Genomic DNA, 20228 nt, shown 5'->3' with positions numbered 1-20228 from the left:
ATTTTCGTGTCAAGACTGCGGCCAGCCGAGGTGGTGCCAAGCGAAAGAAACTTTATTGTAACGGAATTTTAATTTCTAAAAAATTTTGTCTTCTTTTACTGTAATTGTACCGTTTTTTCATGTCTGATTATCCTCCTTCACCCTAATTTCCGCACTGCATATTCATTTTTCTTTGCCGGATTAACTAATTCTTCAGTACTACTTATGAACTGGTTTATCGCCTGGTATGCCTTGATCAAAACTTCTTTTACACAATCCCCCACCTTTTTCTAATTATGAATATACGTATATTTGAAATTTTTTACAAATCAAGTATGACAGAATACGCTCATATTCTTTTCTCTTTTGTGTCACACTGAAAGTAATATGTTGATGCGAAAGGTGGTTTTTTTGTGCTGCTTTCCCACTATTTTGCCGCCCTTAAAGATCGGCTGAATCTCATTGAGCAACAGATGGAGACTGCATCGGAGGGTGACAGGAATCAATTGTATTGCGAAGTGCTGAAACTGCGCCAGATCAGCGATCGAATTGTTGAAGAATGGCTTAGTTTTGAAGACCGCCTTATTAAAGTACAGCGGATGTTTGAGGAAGCGGAAGATGCTTCCGTGTCTTCCCAGCTTCACGATGTAACGGCTGAAGAAGAGACGGAGGAAGAAATTTATTTGCCATATACGCTGGCGGCGACGTTTCGTCAAGGACAAGGTTATTTCACGCTATCCATGTACCATGAAGCGGTGGAGTCCTTCAGTAAAGTTCTGGAAGAGGCTCCCGATGTAGCTGTGGCCCGGCTATACCTCGCATTCGGCTTTCTCATGTCTGGGCGCCTGGATGTGGCATATCGCCAGTTTCATTTGTTGACGGAAACGTGTGTACATCCTTTTATTTGTGCCGCTTCATACAATGCGATGGGGTGTATTGCCATGATGGAAGGAAATCCCGAACAAGGGCTCGGCTGGTTTGAGCAGGCGCTGGGGGCATTCGACCAGTTTGCAGACGCCAGATATAACCAAGCGCTTGCACTGTGCCATCTCGGTCGGTACGAAGAAGCGATACAAACTGCTCGGCCATTGCTTAGAGGGACGGCTCCTGATGTGGATGTGCTTTTGTTGCTTGGTGCATGCTGCGCAAAAAGCCATCGCTTTGATGAAGCATACACGCTGCTTCAGCGCGCCGAGGCACTTGCATATCAGGGAAAGCAACACCAAGCGATCGCCCGCATTTATGAGCAGACTGGAAAGTTCGAGGAAGCGGCCCGTTGTTACCGTGAGATGCTGCCTGCGTCACGTGCCGATGCATCGGTGTGGCATGGATTGGGCTGGTCGCTTTGGCAGTCCGGCCAAAAAGAACAGGCACTTGCCTGCATGAAACGTGCGCTTACTCTGTCTCCGGATCAGCCGGATTACGCGTGTTCATACGCTTGGATTCTGCTGTGCGAAGGAGAGGCGGAAAGGGCATGGAAGGTGTTTGAACAGACGGCGCGTAAATATCAACATCCGTTGGCAAGAGCCGGCATGGTGGAAACTTTGCTCAAACAACACCACTTTGTTGCCGCTGAAGAAATCATAAGCAACCTATCCGAAGATCAAAACGCACATATACGGGCACTTGGTCAGTATTTGAAAGGACGGCTGTTGCTTATGCAGGGCAAACGTGAAGAAGCGCTAGAATATTTTTCACTCAGCCACAGGGCCGGCGTAATTCGGGAGAGCGGATTGTATGCCGGACTTCTTCACTATGCTGATGGCGCCCATGAAGAGGCGTACGAAAGGTGGAAAGAATTTATTCCGGCCCCATAAGCACCGGTTTTTCTTTTTTTATATTGCACTTCCTTTCTGAGTGATAGAAAATAATAAGTGCATCCCTCTCTTTGGAGAAGCGAAGGAAGCGGAAAATGATGAGGTGAAACGATTGAACACGTTTGTTGTGGTCGATTTTGAGACGACGGGCAATCGACCGAAAGAGGGGGATAAAATCATTCAAATCGGTACGGTGCTTATCCGGAATGGTAAAATTGCGGAACGGTTTTCAACCTTGGTTAACCCGCAGACTGAAATTCCCCCTTTTATTGAGAATTTAACGGGTATCACGAATGACATGGTGGTGCATGCTCCGATGATAGAGGAGGTGCTGCCGCCATTGTTGAAGATGTTAGATGGAGCTGTGTTTGTGGCTCATAACGTCTTTTTTGATCTGGCGTTTTTACAGAATGCGTTGCAGGAAGCGGGATATCATCCGTTTACCGGACCTTTGATTGACACGGTTGAGCTATCGCGTCTGTTGCTTCCAAGACAGGAAGGATATCGATTATCCGATCTGTCAGTTAGTCTCGACATTATGCATGAACATCCGCATCAGGCTGATTCCGATGCCGAGGCGACTGCGCATATTTTGTTGCATTTGCTTGAGAAATTACGCAATCTGCCGCTCGTTACGATTCAACATCTACAAAGGCTAAGCAGACTCTTTCATTCCGATATTCAGATGCTGCTATCGGACATTGAACACCAAAAAGTTCGTGAAGGTACGTACGAACCAGGAACAGATTTGGAAGTTATTCACCAAATCTGCTTGAAAAAGAGAAAAGCGATCAAACAAGAAAGTGGCAGATCACTGGAACAAGCGATTGATTTTGATGGGTTTGCCGATGGTCTGTTTGGGGAGCAGGGGTTATTAAAAAAATGTATGCCCGGCTTTGAGTTGCGCCCTGCTCAGGTTGCGATGATGAAACAGGTGTACGAATCATTTGCGTCAGGTCGACATCTTATGGTAGAAGCAGGCACAGGAACAGGTAAATCACTCGCGTATTTAATTCCTGCTGTCTTCTGGGCGAAGCAGCAGGAAGAGGTCGTTGTTGTTTCCACGCATACGATTCAACTGCAGGAGCAGATGTACACACGTGATTTGCCGATTTTGCAGGCGATATTTGGCGATGATGCGCCGCGTATTTCCATATTAAAAGGAAGAAATAATTATTTATGCCTGCGAAAGTTTTCACATAGTCTACAGGAAGAGCAGGATAATTACGATATTCAGTTAAGCAAGTCGCAAATGCTTGTCTGGTTGACGGAGACAGAGACAGGCGACGTGGAAGAAATCAGCCTCCCGTCCGGCGGACAGGTATATTGGAAACAGGTGCAGAGCGACGCGGGTTCATGTTTGAACCGACAGTGTCCCTGGTTTTCGCGGTGCTATTATCACCATGCGCGGCGCAAAGCTCAGCAAGCAGAAGTCATCGTAACGAATCACTCACTTTTATTCACCGACATGAATTCGGAGCATCGAATTGTTCCATCGTATAAGTATGCGGTTATTGATGAAGCGCATCACTTTGACGACGTAGCAAGTCGTCATTTAGGGGATACTATCTCTTCCTACCAACTGGAGGGTATGCTGCATCATCTGCACCCGGATCGCGGTGTGGGGCTGCTTGAAGAAGTAGAAGAGGCGGTACGGGCTTGGAGTATAGCTGATTATGAGGAAAGCAAACATCTTATTGAGGCGGCGTATCAGCAAATTCGCGAAGGAAAAGAAACGATCCGTGAGATGTACAATTTGCTTTATCAGTGGTCCCACCAGCGGGCGAAAGAAGGTGAAGAAATCGGGCATACGGTGCTTCGTTATAAACAGGAGCACTTAACAAGCCGCTGGGGACGCGCCGTTGTTTCTGCCGTGCGTAACAGCGTGGACTTATTGCTTGCCATCGGCAAGAGGTTGGAGGCGATTTACGCAAACATTCAAAGCGATGACGCGCCGATTGGCATGAAAGGACTTTTGACTGATTTAAACGGGGCTGTGCAGGATTGTCTCGAATACGCGGAGCTATTGCATCATATGTTGCTTACAGAAGATGAAGAGCATGTCTATTGGATTGAACTTGACACGCGCACAACCCGCAAAACGATTTATTTGCACCGCGTGCCGATCGATGTATCGAGCACGTTGCGCGAGCGTTTTTTCAACAAAAAAGAATCTGTCATTCTTACTTCGGCTACGCTAAGCGTCAATTCTTCTTTTGCTTACGCGACGGAACGGTTCGGGCTTGCGGACTTGCTCGCGGAGAACAAAGTAAGTACCATCGTGCTTTCCTCTCCGTTTAACTATAAGCAACAGATGCTCGTTTGCATCCCGAGTGAGGTACCGAATATCAAAGGTTCCTCGGAAGAACAATTTATCCGCGCGCTAATAGATTCACTGGCACGGGTGGCCGTTGCAACGAAAGGGCGAATGCTTGTCTTGTTTACTTCATATGCGATGTTGCGCGGCGTATATGAACATTTGAAAGAAAGGTTAAAAGAAGCGAACATTACTGTTCTGGGACACGGGGTGGACAGCGGTAGCCGCAGCAAATTAACCAAGCAGTTTCGCTCCCTGGAAGCCTGTGTATTGCTTGGCACGAGCAGCTTTTGGGAGGGTGTTGATATTCCTGGCGACGATCTATCCTGCCTTGCAATTGTTCGCCTTCCATTCGTCCCGCCGAATCATCCGCTTGTTGAAGCGCGTAACCAGCAGCTGGAGCAGCAAAACAAAAATGCTTTCATGCAGTTGTCCGTGCCTCAAGCGCTCATCCGGTTTAAGCAAGGATTCGGTCGCCTTGTGCGGACAGGAACGGACCGGGGGGTCGTGCTTATCTATGATCGACGCGTTATCGATGCTCGCTATGGCCGGCTATTTCTTCAGTCGTTACCTGAGACAAACGTAATTGTGAAGCCAACGGAAGATTTATTACCCGAAATTTCGGATTGGCTCGCAAGAACAAAAAGCGCAGAAAGAAACAGCAAGGAGGAAGCGACCGAGCCAAAACAGTGGGGGTAAGGTAAGAAGGAGAGGACAAAAAGTGAAAGTGCCAAAAATATCCGAAGCCGTTGTTAGAAGGCTTCCCGTTTATTTGCGTTATTTGAACAATTTAAAAGCAATGAACGTTCGTACCGTTTCATCGCAGCAGCTTGGCGAAGCGCTTGATTTAAACCCGGCACAAATTCGCAAGGATCTTGCCTGCTTTGGCGAGTTCGGCCGCAAGGGGATTGGCTATGAGGTTAACTATCTTGTGGAAAAAATCAAAAGCATTCTTAAGCTTGACAAGCAGGTTAACGTTTTGTTGGTCGGAGCGGGGCATCTTGGACATGCGATTAGCAATTACAACGCTTATTTAAAAGATAGTATGCGAATTGTCGCTATTTTTGATGCAGATCCGCATAAAATCGGTAAAAAAATCGTAAATATGATGATTCAACCATTGGAAGAATTGGCGAATACGGTAAAAGAAAAGAATATCCGCATTGCCATTATTGCGGTGCCAGCGGACGCAGCACAGGCGGTGGCCGATCGCCTTGTCGCCGCCGGTATTACTGGCATTCTAAATTTCGCACCAACGAATTTACGCGTGCCGGAAAACGTTCGCGTCCATGATGCGGATGTAACGATGGAACTGCATAGCTTGGCGTATTATTTATAAAAAATAGAGTAAGGAGGGAAGGCGCGCTTCCCGCGCGCCTCACATATTATGAAAACAATTATCATTCATGCAACAGTGCTTACAGTGAATAACACGAATGAAGTCATCTATGACGGAGCCATCGCATTTGAAAATGGGGTTCTTACATATGTAGGGCCAACGCCGGAAGAATTGGACACATACGGTGAAGTGATTGACGCGCAGGGTCGGATTGTTATGCCGGGCCTTGTGAATACGCATGGGCATACCGGCATGTCGCTTTTGCGTGGATATGCCGATGATCTGCCGCTACAGGAGTGGCTGGAGACGAAAATGTGGCCGCTGGAAGCGCAATTTACCGAAGAACATGTGCGCTGGGGCACTTCTTTGTCTATTGTTGAGATGCTGAAGACGGGTACGACGACATTTGTGGACATGTATGATCATATGGACATAGTAGCTGAGCTTACCGTCGCATCCGGCATGCGTGCCCGTTTGTGCCGCGGCGTTATCGGACTTTGCCCGCCGGAAGAACAAACGAGAAAACTCGAAGAGGCGAGTGCTTTTGCCGCGAAGTGGAACGGTGCGGCAAACGGGCGCGTTATGACAATGATGGCGCCGCACGGAGCTTACACTTGTCCTCCGGATTATATTGAGCGGATTGTGGCACGCGCCCATGAATTGGACTTGCCGGTGCATATTCATATGTCCGAGACGGAATGGGAAGTACAGCAAAATGTGAACGATTACGGCACCCGTCCGGTAGAGCATCTGGAGAAGCTTGGTGTATTTAACAGGCCGACGCTCGTTGCGCACGCTGTTCATTTAACGGATGAGGAATTGGATACGCTGGCGAAATATGATGTAAAAGTATCACACAATCCGATCAGTAATTTGAAGCTGGGCAGCGGTATTGCACGCGTGCCGGACATGATGGAACGGGGGATTTGTGTTTCGCTTGGAACGGATAGTTCTGCAAGCAATAATAACCTTGATTTATTTGAGGAAATGAAAATGGTGGCGCTTTTGCACAAGGGTCACCGCCAGAATCCGGTGCTCGTTCCGGCGACGGAGGCGCTGCGTATGGCAACGATTTATGGCGCAGAAGCGGTTTTTATGGAGGATCGAATTGGATCGTTGGAAGTCGGCAAACAGGCAGATTTTATTATTCTCGACTCCGGCAGGGTGTTTTTCCATCCGTCGCATGATCCGATTTCGCATGTGGTATACGCGGCGAGCGGGCGGGATGTAAAAGACGTATTCGTTCAAGGCGTGCAACTGGTGAAAGACGGCAGATGTTTGACGATGGATGAGGAAGCGGTTATTGAAAACGCAAACCGGATGTTTGCCAGACTGGAGAAAAAGTAAGGGAAAGAAAAAATTCCCCGCCGTTTGCGGCAGGGACAATGGAAGATGGATAGGTAGGGGAATTAAAATGCGAATCCTTGCCTGTGGTTTAAGGCCGTTCCATTATGATCCAAGAATGAAGGTTCGGCTGACGGAGAGATGCAAAATCATCTTCTCCCGCATGGCGAAACGGGGAGGAGAGAAGCATCCATGAAGGATTTCGTTCATCCGACAATAGCCTGGCCACTTCTTCCGGCAATTGTTCAAAAAGACGCGCAAGGTGCGGTTGCTTCACACCCGCTCACCTCCTCCTGCGCTTACGCTTAGTATTTCCGGGGGGGAAAGGCAGTATGTTTAGCATTTTTTGATTCCCCTGCCGCGCTCCGGCGTGGAACATCTTTGAAAATACGGAAAACAGGTAAGGGTAAACTTATGAAAAAGTTTTGGCTATATGGGCTGTTTGTTTTACTTGTTGCGGCATTGTGCGTGGCGACTTTCATTTATTTGCATCTGCGCGGACAGCAACATGCCATTATTGAGCGTGGAACGGAACTTGCGTTGACACGGACGCAGATAAATGAGGTCACTTCCGTTGACGTGTATTACGGAACAGAAGATTATATTGTTGTCAGAGGAAAGACGCAAACAGGAGAAAAACTTGTGGCCTGGTTTCAGGGGGAGCAAGGGGAAGTGGAGAAAATGTCCCGTCTCATCCCTGAAGAGAATGTTATCGAAGCATTAACTAAACAATACCCGAACTTCCAGCTTATCCATATCATTCCAGCCAAGCAGGGGAAGCAGAAGATGTGGGAAGTATTATTTGAAGATGGAGACAATAGTTTGAACTATTACTACATTGATATGTATACCGGTAAATTTTTGAAGGTATATCGAGTGCCCATTGCAGAAGGTGATTTTTAACATAACACGCGAGAAGTCCCCTTCCTCCACGCCTCCGGCGTAGGTGGGGGATGAATCGCGCTTCTTTTTCCCTTCTATTCGTTGTATAATAGGAATGTACGTTCGTAGTGAGAAAGAAGGGGATTCGAATGATTCGAACTGCAAAAGTCGCTTTTACTGCATCCCGCTCCACCATAGATGCCCTGTTTGCTTTAAATCGCTTCTCGGCAGAGGTGTGGAATATGTGCTTGGCTGAAGCGAAAGTCTACCACCAGCAAACCGGGCAGTGGATCGGTAAAACCGAACTACAAAAACGCTTGAAGCGTCGTTTTCCAATGCACAGCCAGAGCATACAAGCTGTGTGCCACAAATATCTTTGGGCGCGAGATAGCGCACATCAGGCCCGAAAGGAAGGGTACACGAACGTCCGCTATCCATATAAGCAAAAGAAGTATTTCAACACAAAGTGGGCGGCGGACGGTTTTACCATTCATCCCAACGGACGCATCTCGTTGAGTCGCGGCATCTGGGAAGGCAAGCGTCAAGCACCGCTCGTTGTTCGTGTGACTCAGTTACCCGCTGGAACTGTAAAAGAGATTGAACTCGTCTACGACCGGGGCCTGCATCTGTGTCTTACCTACGACGATGGCAAGAAAGCACCGAACCCGCCGGGTTCGCATACATGCGCCATTGACCCGGGTGAAATTCATACGCTTGCAGCCGTCGCAACAACTGGAGACAGTCTCATTGTGACCGGACGAAAAATCCGAAGCATTCACCGCCTGCGTAACAAGAAGCTTGCAGAGCTTCAGCGAAAAATGAGCAAGTGCCAGAAATACAGCCGTCAGTGGAAGCGGTACAATCGGGCGAAACAATATCTTCTTTCTAAAAGTAAACGCCAGTTACAGGATGCCTTGCACAAAACGACGAAACAGTTTGTCGAATGGGTGGTCGCCCAGCAAGTGAACGAAGTCTACCTTGGAGACGTCGAAGGTGTCCAGCGAAAGAAGAAAAAGAAACGTTCTCGCTGCCACAATCAGCGAATGAGCCAGTGGCAGTTTGGGAAAGTAAAGAAGTACCTAACGTACAAACTGAAGGCGGAAGGCATCATGCTCCACAAGCGCGAGGAACGTTATACATCGCAAACCTGTCCGGTTTGCGGGGCGAAAAAGAACGTGCGTGGGCGTATGTATCGCTGTTCGTGCGGCTATACCCAACATCGGGACATTCACGGTGCTGCGAATCTACTGTCCAAAGTGTTGTATGAAAATCAGATTCAGTCCTTGCCGTTTGAAATTCAGAAACCCACGTATCTACGGATCGCCTAAGCGAGAAGTAGTAGATGGTTTGTTCCGACCCACGCCCGTAAGGGTGTGTTGCTGAATGATTCCCCTCGCAGACGGCACGTGTCTGTGAGATCAGCGACAACCCGCTGATCGCCTGTTCTATCGAGGTGGATAGTTCAGAAACCCCCACTTCAACCTATGGTAAATGGGGGAGGTTCATCATTATTCCGGAAAAAAAAGCTTGTCCAAATGGGGATATATTTGTGATATACTACGTGATATACAAAGTATATATCACTTCTGTAGAAAGGGGTGGGTAGGGAATGAAGGTACGTGCATTACCCATCTTTTTATCCGTTTTAGTGAGCAGCTTGCTGTTATTTGGGGGTTGGTATGTCTTTCAAAATCAATTTGTGAAAAAACCAATCTCCAATGAAATTGCAGCAATGCAAAGCGTAAAGCTAAACAACATTACTGTCGGCCGTGATGCCATTACCCTTAATGTTTCGTTTAATGATCCGGAGAAGTTTGCCGAAGATTATAAAACGATAAAGAAAATTGCATCGGATAAGGCAAACGGAAAAACGGTAAAAATAGAATGTTATTCTCCAAATATTTCCTTGCAGAAGATTTGGGAGGAGAACGCTTTTGCCGTTGCGGAGGCGATGGAACTTCACACATATTCAAAAATTCCCATCGCGCTTGAAGAAATGAAAAAAAAGCATCGTTTAAAGAATGCAACTTCTTATATGGACGAGCAGAATGTGTACATTTATTTGAATGACGGCAAAGGTCCGTATTATGCGGTATTGCCGCGCGAGCGAGAGGTGAGCCGGAATGGTTAAAGAGATCATCATCGGTGCGGTACCGGTTATCATCGTGTTTCTTGTATTTCTTGGTATCAATGTAGCTCCGTTAATTATTGTAGCGATGGTTATTAGTTTTATTGCGTTTCTGATAATGAGACAAGGCGGCATGCCTATTGCACAGAAGAAAAGCGCGCTGGATACGCCAAAAACGACAGTAAAATTTAAGCAAATCGGCGGACAGGAGCGCGCGAAGAAAGAGTTGATGGAGGCGCTTGATTTCCTGATTCACAAAGATGCGTTAAAAGAATACGGAATTCGTCCGCTGAAAGGCATACTTTTGACCGGACCTCCAGGCACCGGGAAAACGTTGATGGCCAAAGCGGCAGCGAATTATACGAACTCTGCGTTCGTCGCGGCTTCCGGCTCCCAGTTCGTTGAAATGTACGTCGGAGTCGGCGCGCAGCGCATTCGCGATTTGTTTAAAGAGGCAAAGCAAAAAGCCGAAAAGAATAATCAGGACAGCGCGATTATTTTTATCGACGAGATTGACGTGCTGGGCGGGAAACGCGAAGGGAACCAGCATCGCGAATATGACCAGACGCTTAACCAGTTATTAACAGAGATGGATGGTATTACGACTTCTGAAAATCCACGCATTCTGATGATTGCGGCTACCAACCGGGTGGACATGCTAGATGACGCGCTTTTGCGCCCGGGACGTTTCGACCGGCAAATTGTAGTCGATCTTCCGGATATGAAAGCGCGTAAGCAAATTCTCGAGATTCATGTGAAAAATAAGCCGCTCGCAGACGATGTGGATATTGAAGCGATCGCACGCGATACGTTTAATTTTTCCGGTGCTCAGTTAGAAAGTGTAACCAATGAAGCGGCGATTTATGCATTCCGTGAGAAAAGCAAAGTAATTACGCAGCGTCACTTTGCTCAGGCAATTGATAAGGTAATGATGGGTGAACAGACGGACAGAGAATCAACTGCGGAAGAACGGGAACGTGTGGCCAACCATGAGCTCGGACATGCGATTGTCTCCGAAGTTGTTCGTCCGTTATCCGTGTCCCAGGTATCTCTGCGTCCGCGCGGCCAAGCGCTGGGATATGTGCGCCAAAGTCCGCAGCAGGATCGCTACCTGTACACCTTGGAGAACCTTGAACAACAGATTATGATTGCGCTCGGTGGCGCGGTGGCGGAAGAGATGATTTACGGCGGCCGTAGCACCGGTTCCCGTAACGATTTTGAACAGGCGCTTCGTTTGGTGAACACAATTATTGACAGTGGCTTGTCGGAGCTTGGCATTGTAAAAATGGAGATGGTCAGCAAAGAGGCGCTGCATGAAGAGCGTCAGCGCATCTTGAATGATTTATTAGAGCGTACGCGCCAAATTTTGAGCGATTATTTCCCGGTCTTTTCTCATGCGCTACATCATTTACTGCGCGAGGAAGTGCTTAACGGTGATCAATTTCGCGCGATGCTCGAAGAAGCGCGCGCCTTGCCGAAACAAAATAAAATCGAGGAATTGGAGGCTCACCGCCTTAAGGCATAGAACAAAGAAGAAAGGCTAATTCAATCGGATTAGCCTTTTTTCTTTGCTGGTTCAGATGTTTTACGGGTCAGCCTGCTGTGACACAAAACGGTTGTTTCTGCTACATGAGCAGGAAAAGAAGAAATGAGTAGTGTCTACAAGTCTCTCTTACTACTTGTATTTTTCTGCAAGAGAGTTACAATGAAAAGGTATTGAAAAAATAAAATTGTTGCATATTTTGTTGTGGCAGTAGAGGAGGGTTTATTTATGAAAGTAGCGAAGCGCGTGGCGCAAATTACGCCATCTAAGACGCTCGCCATCACCGCTAAAGCGAAGGAATTGCGGAGTCAGGGGTATGACGTGGTTGGCTTGGGAGCAGGCGAACCGGATTTTAATACACCAAAGCATATTATCGATGCTGCTGTACAGGCGATGGAAGAAGGACAGACGAAATATACGGCCGCTGCCGGCATTCCAGAGTTGAAAAAAGCAATTTGTGAAAAGTTAAAACGCGATAATCATCTTACATACAAACCATCACAAATTGTCGTATGCAATGGTGCAAAGCATGCTTTATATAACTTATTTCAAGCAATTGTTGACCCGGGCGACGAAGTTATTGTCCCGATTCCATACTGGGTGAGCTATCCGGAAATGATTACGCTTGCTGATGGGGTTCCGGTATTCGTAGAAGGAAAAGAGGAAAATGAATTTAAAATTACGCCGGAACAGTTGCGCCAGGCGATCACAGATAAAACGCGCGCAGTTATTCTTAACTCTCCGAGCAACCCGACCGGAAGCGTTTATGCTCGCGAGGAACTGGAGGCGCTCGCGCAAGTATGCATTGAAAAGAAAATTCTCATCGTATCCGATGAAATATACGAAAAACTTATTTATGACGGAGAAGAACATGTAAGTATTGCAAGCCTGAGTCCGGAAGCGTATGAGCTGACGATTGTGATCAATGGTATGTCTAAACCGTATTCCATGACCGGCTGGCGCATCGGTTATGCCGCAGGAAACGAAGAAATCATCAAAGCGATGGCGAATCTCTCCAGCCACAGTACATCCAATCCGACAACATTTGCGCAGTATGGTGCATTAGCAGCGCTCACAGGAACGCAGGAGCCGCTTGAAATGATGAAAGCGGAGTTTGACAAGCGCCGCAAAGCGGTTGTCAAACTGATGAACGAAATCGACGGCATTCATTGTGTGGAGCCGAAAGGCGCTTTTTATCTTTTTGCGAACGTAAGCGAAGCCATGAGAAAAGGCGGATATAACGATGTGGACGAATGGGCGCAGGCGTTGCTTGAAAAAGAGTACGTAGCCCTTATTCCGGGTTCCGGTTTTGGCGCGCCGAATCATATCCGTATTTCTTATGCCACTTCTTTGGAGCAATTGGAAAAAGGCATTGCCCGCATCAAAAAATTTGTAGAAGGCAGGTAAGCAAAAAGCTCGGAGCCGACTGTTACGGCAGTCTCCGGGCTTTTTTTGAGAAAAAAAGCGGCGGGCAGAAAACCCTCCGCTTTTGGATTTATAGCAGTTTGAATGAAGTTTTAATTTGGGCGTACATATCATTTAACATATCGGAAATTTCTGTTACTTCCTGATCGCCCACAAAAAGCGTTTCAGATGGAAACAAGGCTGCATACACTGTGCTGTCCCGTTTGGCCAATTTTAAATAAAGGGACTCGTTATAGTCTTCGCTATTCCATACTTTCTCGGGAATTTTTACAATTTCTAATAATTCAAATGAGTGCTTGGTATCCGAAAAAATGACAGCCGGAAATCCATCCCAGTTTTTATCCGTTTGTTCTGTGCGATACTTTCCTTCCCATGAAGCAGGCATATGAAGCGAAAAGCCCATCTCTTCATTGGTGTATACGTTTTTCTCTTTTGCTTCTTCAGCGGAAACGACAGAGACCGGAGTAGTCTGTTGCCCGGTTGGTTGAGATGAGGGAATGTCATCTGCGCGCACGTCCGGTTGTATGATGGCAAGGGCGCTTGCCGTACCGAGCACGCAAATCCCTAGCATGAAGGCCAACAGCTTCGTAGAAAGTTTCATCGCTGCATCTCCTACTTTCTAAATGAAATGTCAAATGTCACTTAACTTTTACCACCGGTTTATTGTTTTCATGCTGCATTTCCCCTTTTTCTGCGCTATACTTTCTCTGGAAATACTTATGATATAGTTATTGTAACAGGTTATTTTTATTTTTTCCTCCGCCTTAAGGCCGAGAGAATAAAGGAAATTCTTACGGCAAAGGAGGAAAGACAGCGTCTTTTGAACCGACTCTACCCATAAGCGAAAAACAAAACTTTTGCAAGACTAAACTTGTCGCGCCAGTCCTGCTATAATCGTTCATACATGAGAGGTGGATTTCAATGAGTGATGTCATAGCGAGGATGCTTGCGGCTGGTACGACTTCGCTTTCCAATCTGGTTTTGCAAAATTACCGGAAGCTCGGTCTTTCTGATGAGGAGATGATGCTAGTTATTCATCTCCTTGGCTTTAAGGCAGAAGGTAAACCATTTCCGACGATTGGTGAACTAGAGGAGAGAATGTCCGCTGACGCCTCAGTCATTATCAAAATGCTGCAGCGTCTGGTGCAACAGGGATATCTTTCAATTGAGGAAACGGTCGATCCTGTAACTGGGGTGCGTTCTGAATGGTACTGTTTTACGCCTTTATATAAAAAAATTGCCGCCTGTCTAGAGAAAGGACAGACAGATAGAGAAAAGCAAGAACGCAGAGATATTAAAAATTTGTACGCGATTTTCGAAGAGGAATTTGGGCGGCCCCTGTCGCCGATTGAATGCGAGAATTTGGCGATGTGGCTTGATCAGGATGGGTATAGTGAAGCGCTTATTATGGCGGCGCTTCGAGAAGCGGTTATTTCCGGCAAACTGTTTTTCCGTTATATTGACCGGATTTTATTTGAATGGCACCGCAACAACATACGGACGCCACAGCAGGCGCGCGAGTACAGCCTTAAGTTCCGCAAGCACCAGCATCGCGGCGAACGTTCTGGAACTGTTTTACAACAAGGTATATCGGGGGCGACCGCGGACGCGTTGCCGCAGGAATTTTCTTTTTACAACTGGTTGGAAGAAGAAAATGATTCATAGATGAGAGCGGTTAATTAACGATGATTTTCCACTGATTTTTATTTAGTAAAGAACGGTCGATGTCATACATATTTGGAAACGATGTGGGAGGCGGACGAATGAGCAACCTGGATGATTTGTTTTTATATACAAATCCGACGCGGCGTGACGTGAAAAATATTTATCGTGAGGAAAAATATGCGCGGGGCATTCTGTTGAAAAATGGTGATATGATCGTCTGGAACGGTGATATTATGCATACAAAAGTGATGCCGTTTATTACCGAAACAGGTGTTCATTTTAGCCTGTTCAATGATAAGCTGGAGATTTGCTGGCAGTTCGAATCATGGGCGGAGATTCAGAGGCGACTGGTAGCAGCTAAGCCGTATTTTGACAACTTAGAGTTTCCGGAAGATGGGCGGATTGTGATTGATACGCGCTATTATACACATACTGATGTGTCGTTTCCGGAAATCCGTTATTATCAATTGTTTGAAGAAGGTTTTGAATTAGCGCCGTTAGAATAGAGAAATGTAAAAACCCGGAATTCATCGACCGAGTGGTCTTACCCCTGTCAAGTAGACAGTGTTAAAAAAGCCTATATTTTTATGCGTCCATTTTTTCCCGATATTCGATCGGCGACAGATAGCCGAGCTTTTTCTGGAACCGTTCACTGTTGTAAAAAGTCATATATTGCCCAATGGCTTGATGAAGTTCGTCCATTGACGTACACTTATCCATGTACAACTTTTCTGTTTTGAGATGCGAAAAGAACGATTCGATGCAGGCGTTGTCTAGGCAGTTTCCTTTGCGAGAGTGGCTGCCCACCATGCCCCACTGCTCGATTCGTCTGTTGTACGAACGAGACGTGTATTGGAATCCTTGATCGGAGTGGATCATGGTTCCAGTCACGTTTCTTTTTCTTTTTGCTTTATCCAATGTATCCAGGACAAGCTTGAGGTCATTTCGTTCGGAAATATGATAGGCAACAATTTCGTTACTATATAAATCCTGTATGGCAGACAAGTAAAGAAACTGGTTTTGGAAAGGAAGATACGTAATGTCGGTTACCCATTTTTGATTTGGTGCTTCTGCCTTAAACTGGCGTGCAAGAAGGTTTGGGTACACTACGGATGGTTGTTTGCCAAAGAAACGTCTCTTCTTACGGATCACCGACCGAAGGTCGAGATCTTTCATTAAGCGGTAGACACGTTTGTGATTGACATCGTATCCTTCTTTTCGTAAAGCAACGGTCATACGTGGATAGCCATAAAACGGACATATGGTATATATGGCTATGATGTGCGCCTTGAGCTCCTCTTCTAACTGTTTACGTCTCGCTTTATGTTCCCCTGGTTTCAGCCATTTATGGTATCCCTGACGGGATACCTTTGCAATCTCAAGCAACCAACATAAACGGTAGGTAGAGCGCAGGGTATGGATGATTTCAAATCGCTTCTCTTTTGGAATCACTCCTTGTGTAGATTTGGATATCGCTTTTTTAGGTAATCACGCTCCGCTTTCACATACGCCAGTTCTTCCTCTACACTTTTAAACTTCGTCTTTGGTCGTCCTTTTCTCCAGGCTGTTGATTCCCCTCTTTTATCTTTAAAATCTTCTCCGTTGCGGTACTTTTTCACCCATCGCTTCACCTGTGTATTGCTTCGAATCTCCAGTCGCTCTGCCACTGCTTGATAACTCATTCCCTCTTCTTCATACAGTCGAACCGCTTCCGCCTTAAGCTCCGGTGTGTAGTGTTGAAACTTCTGTCCCTTTTTAGCCATAAAAAATCCCCTCCAGTTAACAGTGAAAATCCATTGTAACACAGGGCTTTTTTACACTGTCAACCACAAGGGGATAATATCAGAGTTTAGTCAGAATCCGGGTTTTTTCTTTTGCCCGTGGCATGCCCACGAGTTTTTCTCATGAATTAGTTGCCATTGATTGCTTGTTGTCGGCGCATACGAATGGCAGCCTGGGCAGCAGCGATGCGCGCGGCGGGAACACGTGGCGGGAGTGAGGAAATAAAGTTTATGCCAACGTTCTGAAGGAACAGTACAGAATGTTTTTCACTAGTGTGCTCGCCGCACACGCCGATGGGCAGATTTGGTTTACGTTTCCGGCCCTTTGCAATGGCAATTTCAATCAGCTTGCCTACGCCTTCTTCGTCAAGATACACGAACGGATTTTCTGGCAAAATATTGTGATCCAGATAGTGAGCTAGATATTTGCCTTCTGCATCGTCGCGGCTGAATCCGTAAGTAGACTGCGTCAAATCATTTGTGCCGAAGGTAATAAAGTCAGCGTATTCAACCATTTTATCAGCGGTTATGCAAGCGCGCGGCAACTCAATAAACGCTCCGATCGGAATATCGATTCGATCGCGGTAGACGCTGAATACCTGTTCGAGCGTTTCTTCCACGGTTTCGCGTACAGCTTTCATTTCGCGCCAGTCACTTACAAGAGGCACGATAATGTTCGGGTAAACGGTCATGCCTTCCGCTTTCAGTTCAAGCGCCGCTTCCGCAATGGCACGGGTCTGGACTTCGTAAATTTCCGGATACGTGATGCCGATTCGGCAACCACGGTGCCCAAATGAAGGATTCAGTTCGTGCAGCATTTCGATCCGTTGCTGTAGCGCTTCTTTTTCGGCGAGCAGTTCTTCATCACCTGCTAGGCGCGCCCGTTCGATTTCGAGCGCAACGGTTGTCGGATGCGGCAAGAACTCGTGCAGCGGCGGGTCAATGAGACGTATTGTAACTTGCTTGCCTTCCATCGCCCGAAAAATGCCGATGAAATCCGATTTTTGTAGCGGAATCAGTTGCTGTAGCGCTTTTTTACGCTCGCGCGAAGTGCGGGCAAGAATCATCCGAGTAACCCGTGGCAGGCGTTCCGGGTCCATAAACATTAATTCCGTGCGGCAGAGTCCGACTCCTTCAGCGCCCATTTTGCGCGCCAGTTTGGCTTCCTGTGGCGTATTGACGCTGCTGTAGACAGCAAGCGTTTTATATTCATTGGTCCATTCGAGAAGGGTGCAGAATTCTTTCGAGAATTTTGGTGGTACCAGCGGAACTTCCCCGAGGATGACACGCCCGGTGGAGCCGCAGATGGTAATGACGTCACCTTCTTTGAGGATAACGGTTCCGGTGTGAAGCTCGCGCCGTTCCATATCAACGGTAAACGATTCGCAGCCGACGACCGAAGGCGTGCCCAAATCGCGTGCTACAACCGCCGCGTGACTGGTTACGCCGCCGCGCGTTGTCAGCACGCCAGCGCTGGCGAGGATGCCATGAATATCTTCTGGAGTCGTTTCCTGACGGACAAGAATGACAGAATGACCGGTACGGTGCTGCCGCTCCGCTTCTTCCGCATCAAACACAATAATTCCCGTGGCCGCTCCGGAACTGGCATCGAGCCCTTTGCCGATAATGTTAAGTTCGGCATTCGGATCGATTGTGTACTGCATGAGCGGTGCAAGCGATGCTGGGTCAACTCGCATAATGGCTTCTTCACGCGTGATAAGCCCTTCATTTGCCATATCGACTGCGATTTTAATATTTGCTTCGGCGGTTCGTTTGGCGGAACGGGTCTGCAGGATGTACAGCTTGCCTTCTTCTACCGTAAATTCGATATCCTGCACGTCACGATAGTGTTTCTCAAGGTTATAGGCAATTTCTTTGAATTGCTCGAATGTTTCGGGCAGCCGCTCCTGGAGGACGGTTAGCTGCTGTGGTGTGCGGATGCCAGCCACAATATCCTCGCCTTGCGCGTTAAACATGAATTCGCCGAACAGTTCGTTTTCTCCGGTGGAAGGGTGACGGGTAAACGCGATGCCTGTACCGGAGTTTGGCCCCAGATTGCCGAACACCATTTGTTGAATGGTAACGGCCGTTCCAATATATTCCGGAATTTTTTGAATTCGTCGGTAAATCATCGCGCGCTGGTTGTACCAGGAATCGAATACTGCGCCGATGGCGGTGATAAGTTGCTGTTTTGGGTCTTGCGGGAATTTATGTCCTGTTTCTTTGAAAACAATTTCTTTGAAAATGAGAATCAAATCAAGAAGATGGTCGCAGCTTAATTGTGAATCCTGCTCTACGCCTGCCTGTTTTTTTATTCGTTCCAGTTCGTCTTCGAATTGTCTTTCATCCACGCCCAGGACGATGGAGCTAAACATTTGAATAAACCGGCGATAAGAATCATAAGCGAAACGCTTATTTTCCTTATGCGCTGCCAGAGCGGCGACCGTATAATCGTTTAGACCGAGATTGAGGATGGTATCCATCATACCGGGCATGGAAATGGATGAGCCGGAACGGACCGATACGAGCAGCGGGCTACTCGGATGACCGAAGCGCTTGCCTGCTGTTTCTTCAAGCGTATGCAGCGCCCAATAGATTTCCTGTTCAATCTCTGGATGGATGTTTTTTCCTTCCTCATAAAAGCGACGGCAGGCGCTTGTTGTAATGGTGAAACCCGGAGGGACGGGGAGCCCAAGCCCGGTCATTTCGGCCAGATTGGCTCCTTTCCTTCCGAGAAGATCATTCATTGTTGCATTGCCTTCGTGAAACAAGTAGACGTATTTTTTACTCATCATTGTCGCCTTTAAGTGGCGGGCACCTCCGATTCAAGTAGCCAATTTGTACATTTTGCTTCCTTTTTACACTATTATAATTACGTATCATAGCGAATACGCCATGATTTGTGAACAAATATTGACTTTATTTTCAGGCATTTGCTACGATATAAAGCGACGAATTCAAATCGTTCTTTATAAAATAATGCTTATTTTTCAGAAAATTAAAACCTGAGCTTCTTGTCAGCAGAAGGCTTGTCCGATATACATAATTCACTTCGAGACAGACAAAAAAATTCCTGCCAAAAGCGGTGCATGATCGTACAGAAATTCAGGGGAGAGTGAAGGATACGGTGGACATGGTAGTTTCTGTTTCGTGGTTAGCAGAACATTTGCATGATGAAAAGCTGGCGGTGGTGGACTGTCGATTTGTGCTGGGACAGCCAGAGAAAGGAAGGGACGGATATAAAACTGAACACATTCCGGGTGCGATTTATTTCGATCTGGAACAGGATTTATCAGCGCCGAAAGCTGTACACGGTGGACGTCATCCCTGGCCGGATGCGGACGTGTTCGCGACTAAGCTTGGCCAAGTAGGGATAGACAATGATACAGCGATTGTGTTGTACGATAAGCAACAAGGGGTGATGGCTGCTCGTGCATACTGGGTATTGCGCTATGTTGGGCATGAAAAGCTGGCGCTTCTTAACGGCGGATTTCCGGCGTGGAAAGCAGCAGGGTATCCAGTAACCGCGGAAATGCCGAAGCGTAGTTCTGCTACATACGTACCCCGCGTCAGGAAGGATTTGCTTCGCAATGTGGACGATGTGCGTCGCCATGTAAAGGGCGGGCAAGCTCTCTTGGTTGATTCACGAGCACATAACCGTTATACCGGGGAAGTGGAAACGATAGATCCGGTTGGCGGCCATATTCCGGGCGCAGTGAATTATGAGTGGCAGTGTGTTGTTGACGAAACCGGGAAATGGAAGGATGAGAAAGTGTTGCGTGAGCATTTTTCCGAATTGCCACGGGATCGGGAAGTGATTGTCTACTGTGGTTCAGGTGTCACCGCCTGCGCGAATTTGTTTGCGCTTGAACGTTTAGGATACGAAAATGCCAAGCTGTATGCTGGCAGCTGGAGCGATTGGATTTCTTACCCCGACAACCCGGTAGCTACGGGCAACGAATGAAAAATCAGGAGACGGGCACTCTGAGTACAGACCTTTATTCGATT

16 protein-coding genes are annotated in these 20228 nt (G+C 47.1%); 12 read left to right on the top strand and 4 right to left on the bottom strand.

Going from position 1 to position 20228, the window contains the following annotated elements:
• Positions 1-392 precede the first annotated feature (392 nt).
• The 4 genes from ACH33_RS12175 to ACH33_RS12160 all read left to right on the top strand — a co-directional run bounded on the left by ACH33_RS12175 (position 393) and on the right by ACH33_RS12160 (position 6799).
• Complete coding sequence (locus ACH33_RS12175) at positions 393-1796, top strand: tetratricopeptide repeat protein (protein WP_057899265.1); 1404 nt, start codon at positions 393-395, stop codon at positions 1794-1796.
• 103 nt (positions 1797-1899) lie between these two features.
• A complete protein-coding gene (gene dinG / locus ACH33_RS12170) occupies positions 1900-4812 on the top strand; it encodes an ATP-dependent DNA helicase DinG (RefSeq protein WP_162265036.1) in 2913 nt (970 codons plus the stop codon).
• Positions 4718-5452, top strand: coding sequence for a redox-sensing transcriptional repressor Rex (locus ACH33_RS12165; RefSeq protein ID WP_327850987.1), 735 nt, complete (start codon positions 4718-4720; stop codon positions 5450-5452). Before dinG ends, ACH33_RS12165 begins: the two co-directional genes overlap by 95 nt.
• A 45-nt stretch (positions 5453-5497) precedes the next feature.
• The gene (locus ACH33_RS12160) at positions 5498-6799 is read left to right on the top strand and encodes an amidohydrolase family protein (protein WP_057899262.1); all 1302 of its coding nucleotides are present in this window, start codon (positions 5498-5500) and stop codon (positions 6797-6799) included.
• Between the two features lie 88 nt (positions 6800-6887).
• Here the strand turns inward: ACH33_RS12160 and ACH33_RS12155 are convergent, their stop codons facing one another.
• A complete protein-coding gene (locus tag ACH33_RS12155; protein ID WP_057899261.1) occupies positions 6888-7073 on the bottom strand; it encodes a hypothetical protein in 186 nt (61 codons plus the stop codon).
• A 137-nt stretch (positions 7074-7210) separates the two neighbouring features.
• Between ACH33_RS12155 and ACH33_RS12150 the strand changes: the two genes are divergently transcribed.
• From ACH33_RS12150 to ACH33_RS12130, 5 genes are all read left to right on the top strand, one after another.
• On the top strand, positions 7211-7699 hold the full coding sequence (locus ACH33_RS12150) for a cell wall elongation regulator TseB-like domain-containing protein (RefSeq protein WP_057899260.1): 489 nt from the start codon (positions 7211-7213) through the stop codon (positions 7697-7699).
• Between the two features lie 128 nt (positions 7700-7827).
• Positions 7828-9006, top strand: coding sequence for an RNA-guided endonuclease InsQ/TnpB family protein (locus tag ACH33_RS12145; RefSeq protein ID WP_057899259.1), 1179 nt, complete (start codon positions 7828-7830; stop codon positions 9004-9006).
• A 371-nt stretch (positions 9007-9377) separates the two neighbouring features.
• Positions 9378-9809 (top strand): hypothetical protein, encoded by a 432-nt coding sequence (locus ACH33_RS12140; RefSeq protein WP_162265035.1) that lies wholly within the window; start codon positions 9378-9380, stop codon positions 9807-9809.
• A complete protein-coding gene (locus tag ACH33_RS12135) occupies positions 9802-11331 on the top strand; it encodes an AAA family ATPase (protein WP_057899257.1) in 1530 nt (509 codons plus the stop codon). The genes ACH33_RS12140 and ACH33_RS12135 overlap by 8 nt, the downstream gene beginning before the upstream one ends.
• A gap of 246 nt (positions 11332-11577) precedes the next feature.
• Positions 11578-12756, top strand: a complete 1179-nt coding sequence (locus tag ACH33_RS12130) for a pyridoxal phosphate-dependent aminotransferase (protein WP_057899256.1) — start codon at positions 11578-11580, stop codon at positions 12754-12756.
• 88 nt (positions 12757-12844) lie between these two features.
• On the opposite strand, the gene ACH33_RS12125 is transcribed toward ACH33_RS12130, so the two are convergent.
• Positions 12845-13375 (bottom strand): hypothetical protein, encoded by a 531-nt coding sequence (locus ACH33_RS12125; protein WP_057899255.1) that lies wholly within the window; start codon positions 13373-13375, stop codon positions 12845-12847.
• Between the two features lie 320 nt (positions 13376-13695).
• Here ACH33_RS12125 and ACH33_RS12120 point away from each other — a divergent pair, with 320 nt between their 5' ends.
• The gene (locus ACH33_RS12120; RefSeq protein ID WP_057899254.1) at positions 13696-14439 is read left to right on the top strand and encodes a DnaD domain-containing protein; all 744 of its coding nucleotides are present in this window, start codon (positions 13696-13698) and stop codon (positions 14437-14439) included.
• Between the two features lie 98 nt (positions 14440-14537).
• The gene (locus tag ACH33_RS12115; RefSeq protein WP_057899253.1) at positions 14538-14945 is read left to right on the top strand and encodes a hypothetical protein; all 408 of its coding nucleotides are present in this window, start codon (positions 14538-14540) and stop codon (positions 14943-14945) included.
• Positions 14946-15024: 79 nt separating this feature from the next.
• Here the strand turns inward: ACH33_RS12115 and ACH33_RS19410 are convergent.
• Both ACH33_RS19410 and ppdK read right to left on the bottom strand, forming a co-directional pair.
• A protein-coding gene (locus ACH33_RS19410) for an IS3 family transposase (protein WP_409359893.1) occupies positions 15025-16202 on the bottom strand; the annotation gives its coding sequence in 2 pieces (ribosomal slippage) (positions 15025-15926 and positions 15926-16202; 1179 coding nt in all).
• 146 nt (positions 16203-16348) lie between these two features.
• Positions 16349-19015: a pyruvate, phosphate dikinase gene (gene ppdK, locus ACH33_RS12100; protein ID WP_057899251.1), complete on the bottom strand. Its 2667-nt coding sequence runs from the start codon at positions 19013-19015 to the stop codon at positions 16349-16351.
• A gap of 290 nt (positions 19016-19305) precedes the next feature.
• On the opposite strand from ppdK, the gene ACH33_RS12095 reads away from it, so the two are divergent.
• Positions 19306-20184 carry a sulfurtransferase gene (locus ACH33_RS12095; RefSeq protein ID WP_335338941.1) on the top strand — a complete coding sequence of 293 codons (879 nt, stop codon included), beginning with the start codon at positions 19306-19308 and terminating at the stop codon, positions 20182-20184.
• Positions 20185-20228 lie beyond the last annotated feature (44 nt).

Origin of the sequence: Aneurinibacillus sp. XH2, from assembly GCF_001439585.2 — a bacterium.
Lineage (GTDB): Bacteria > Bacillota > Bacilli > Aneurinibacillales > Aneurinibacillaceae > Aneurinibacillus > Aneurinibacillus thermoaerophilus.
The sequence above is the reverse complement of the archived record's forward strand: the minus strand, read 5'-3'. Positions and strand labels throughout refer to the sequence as shown.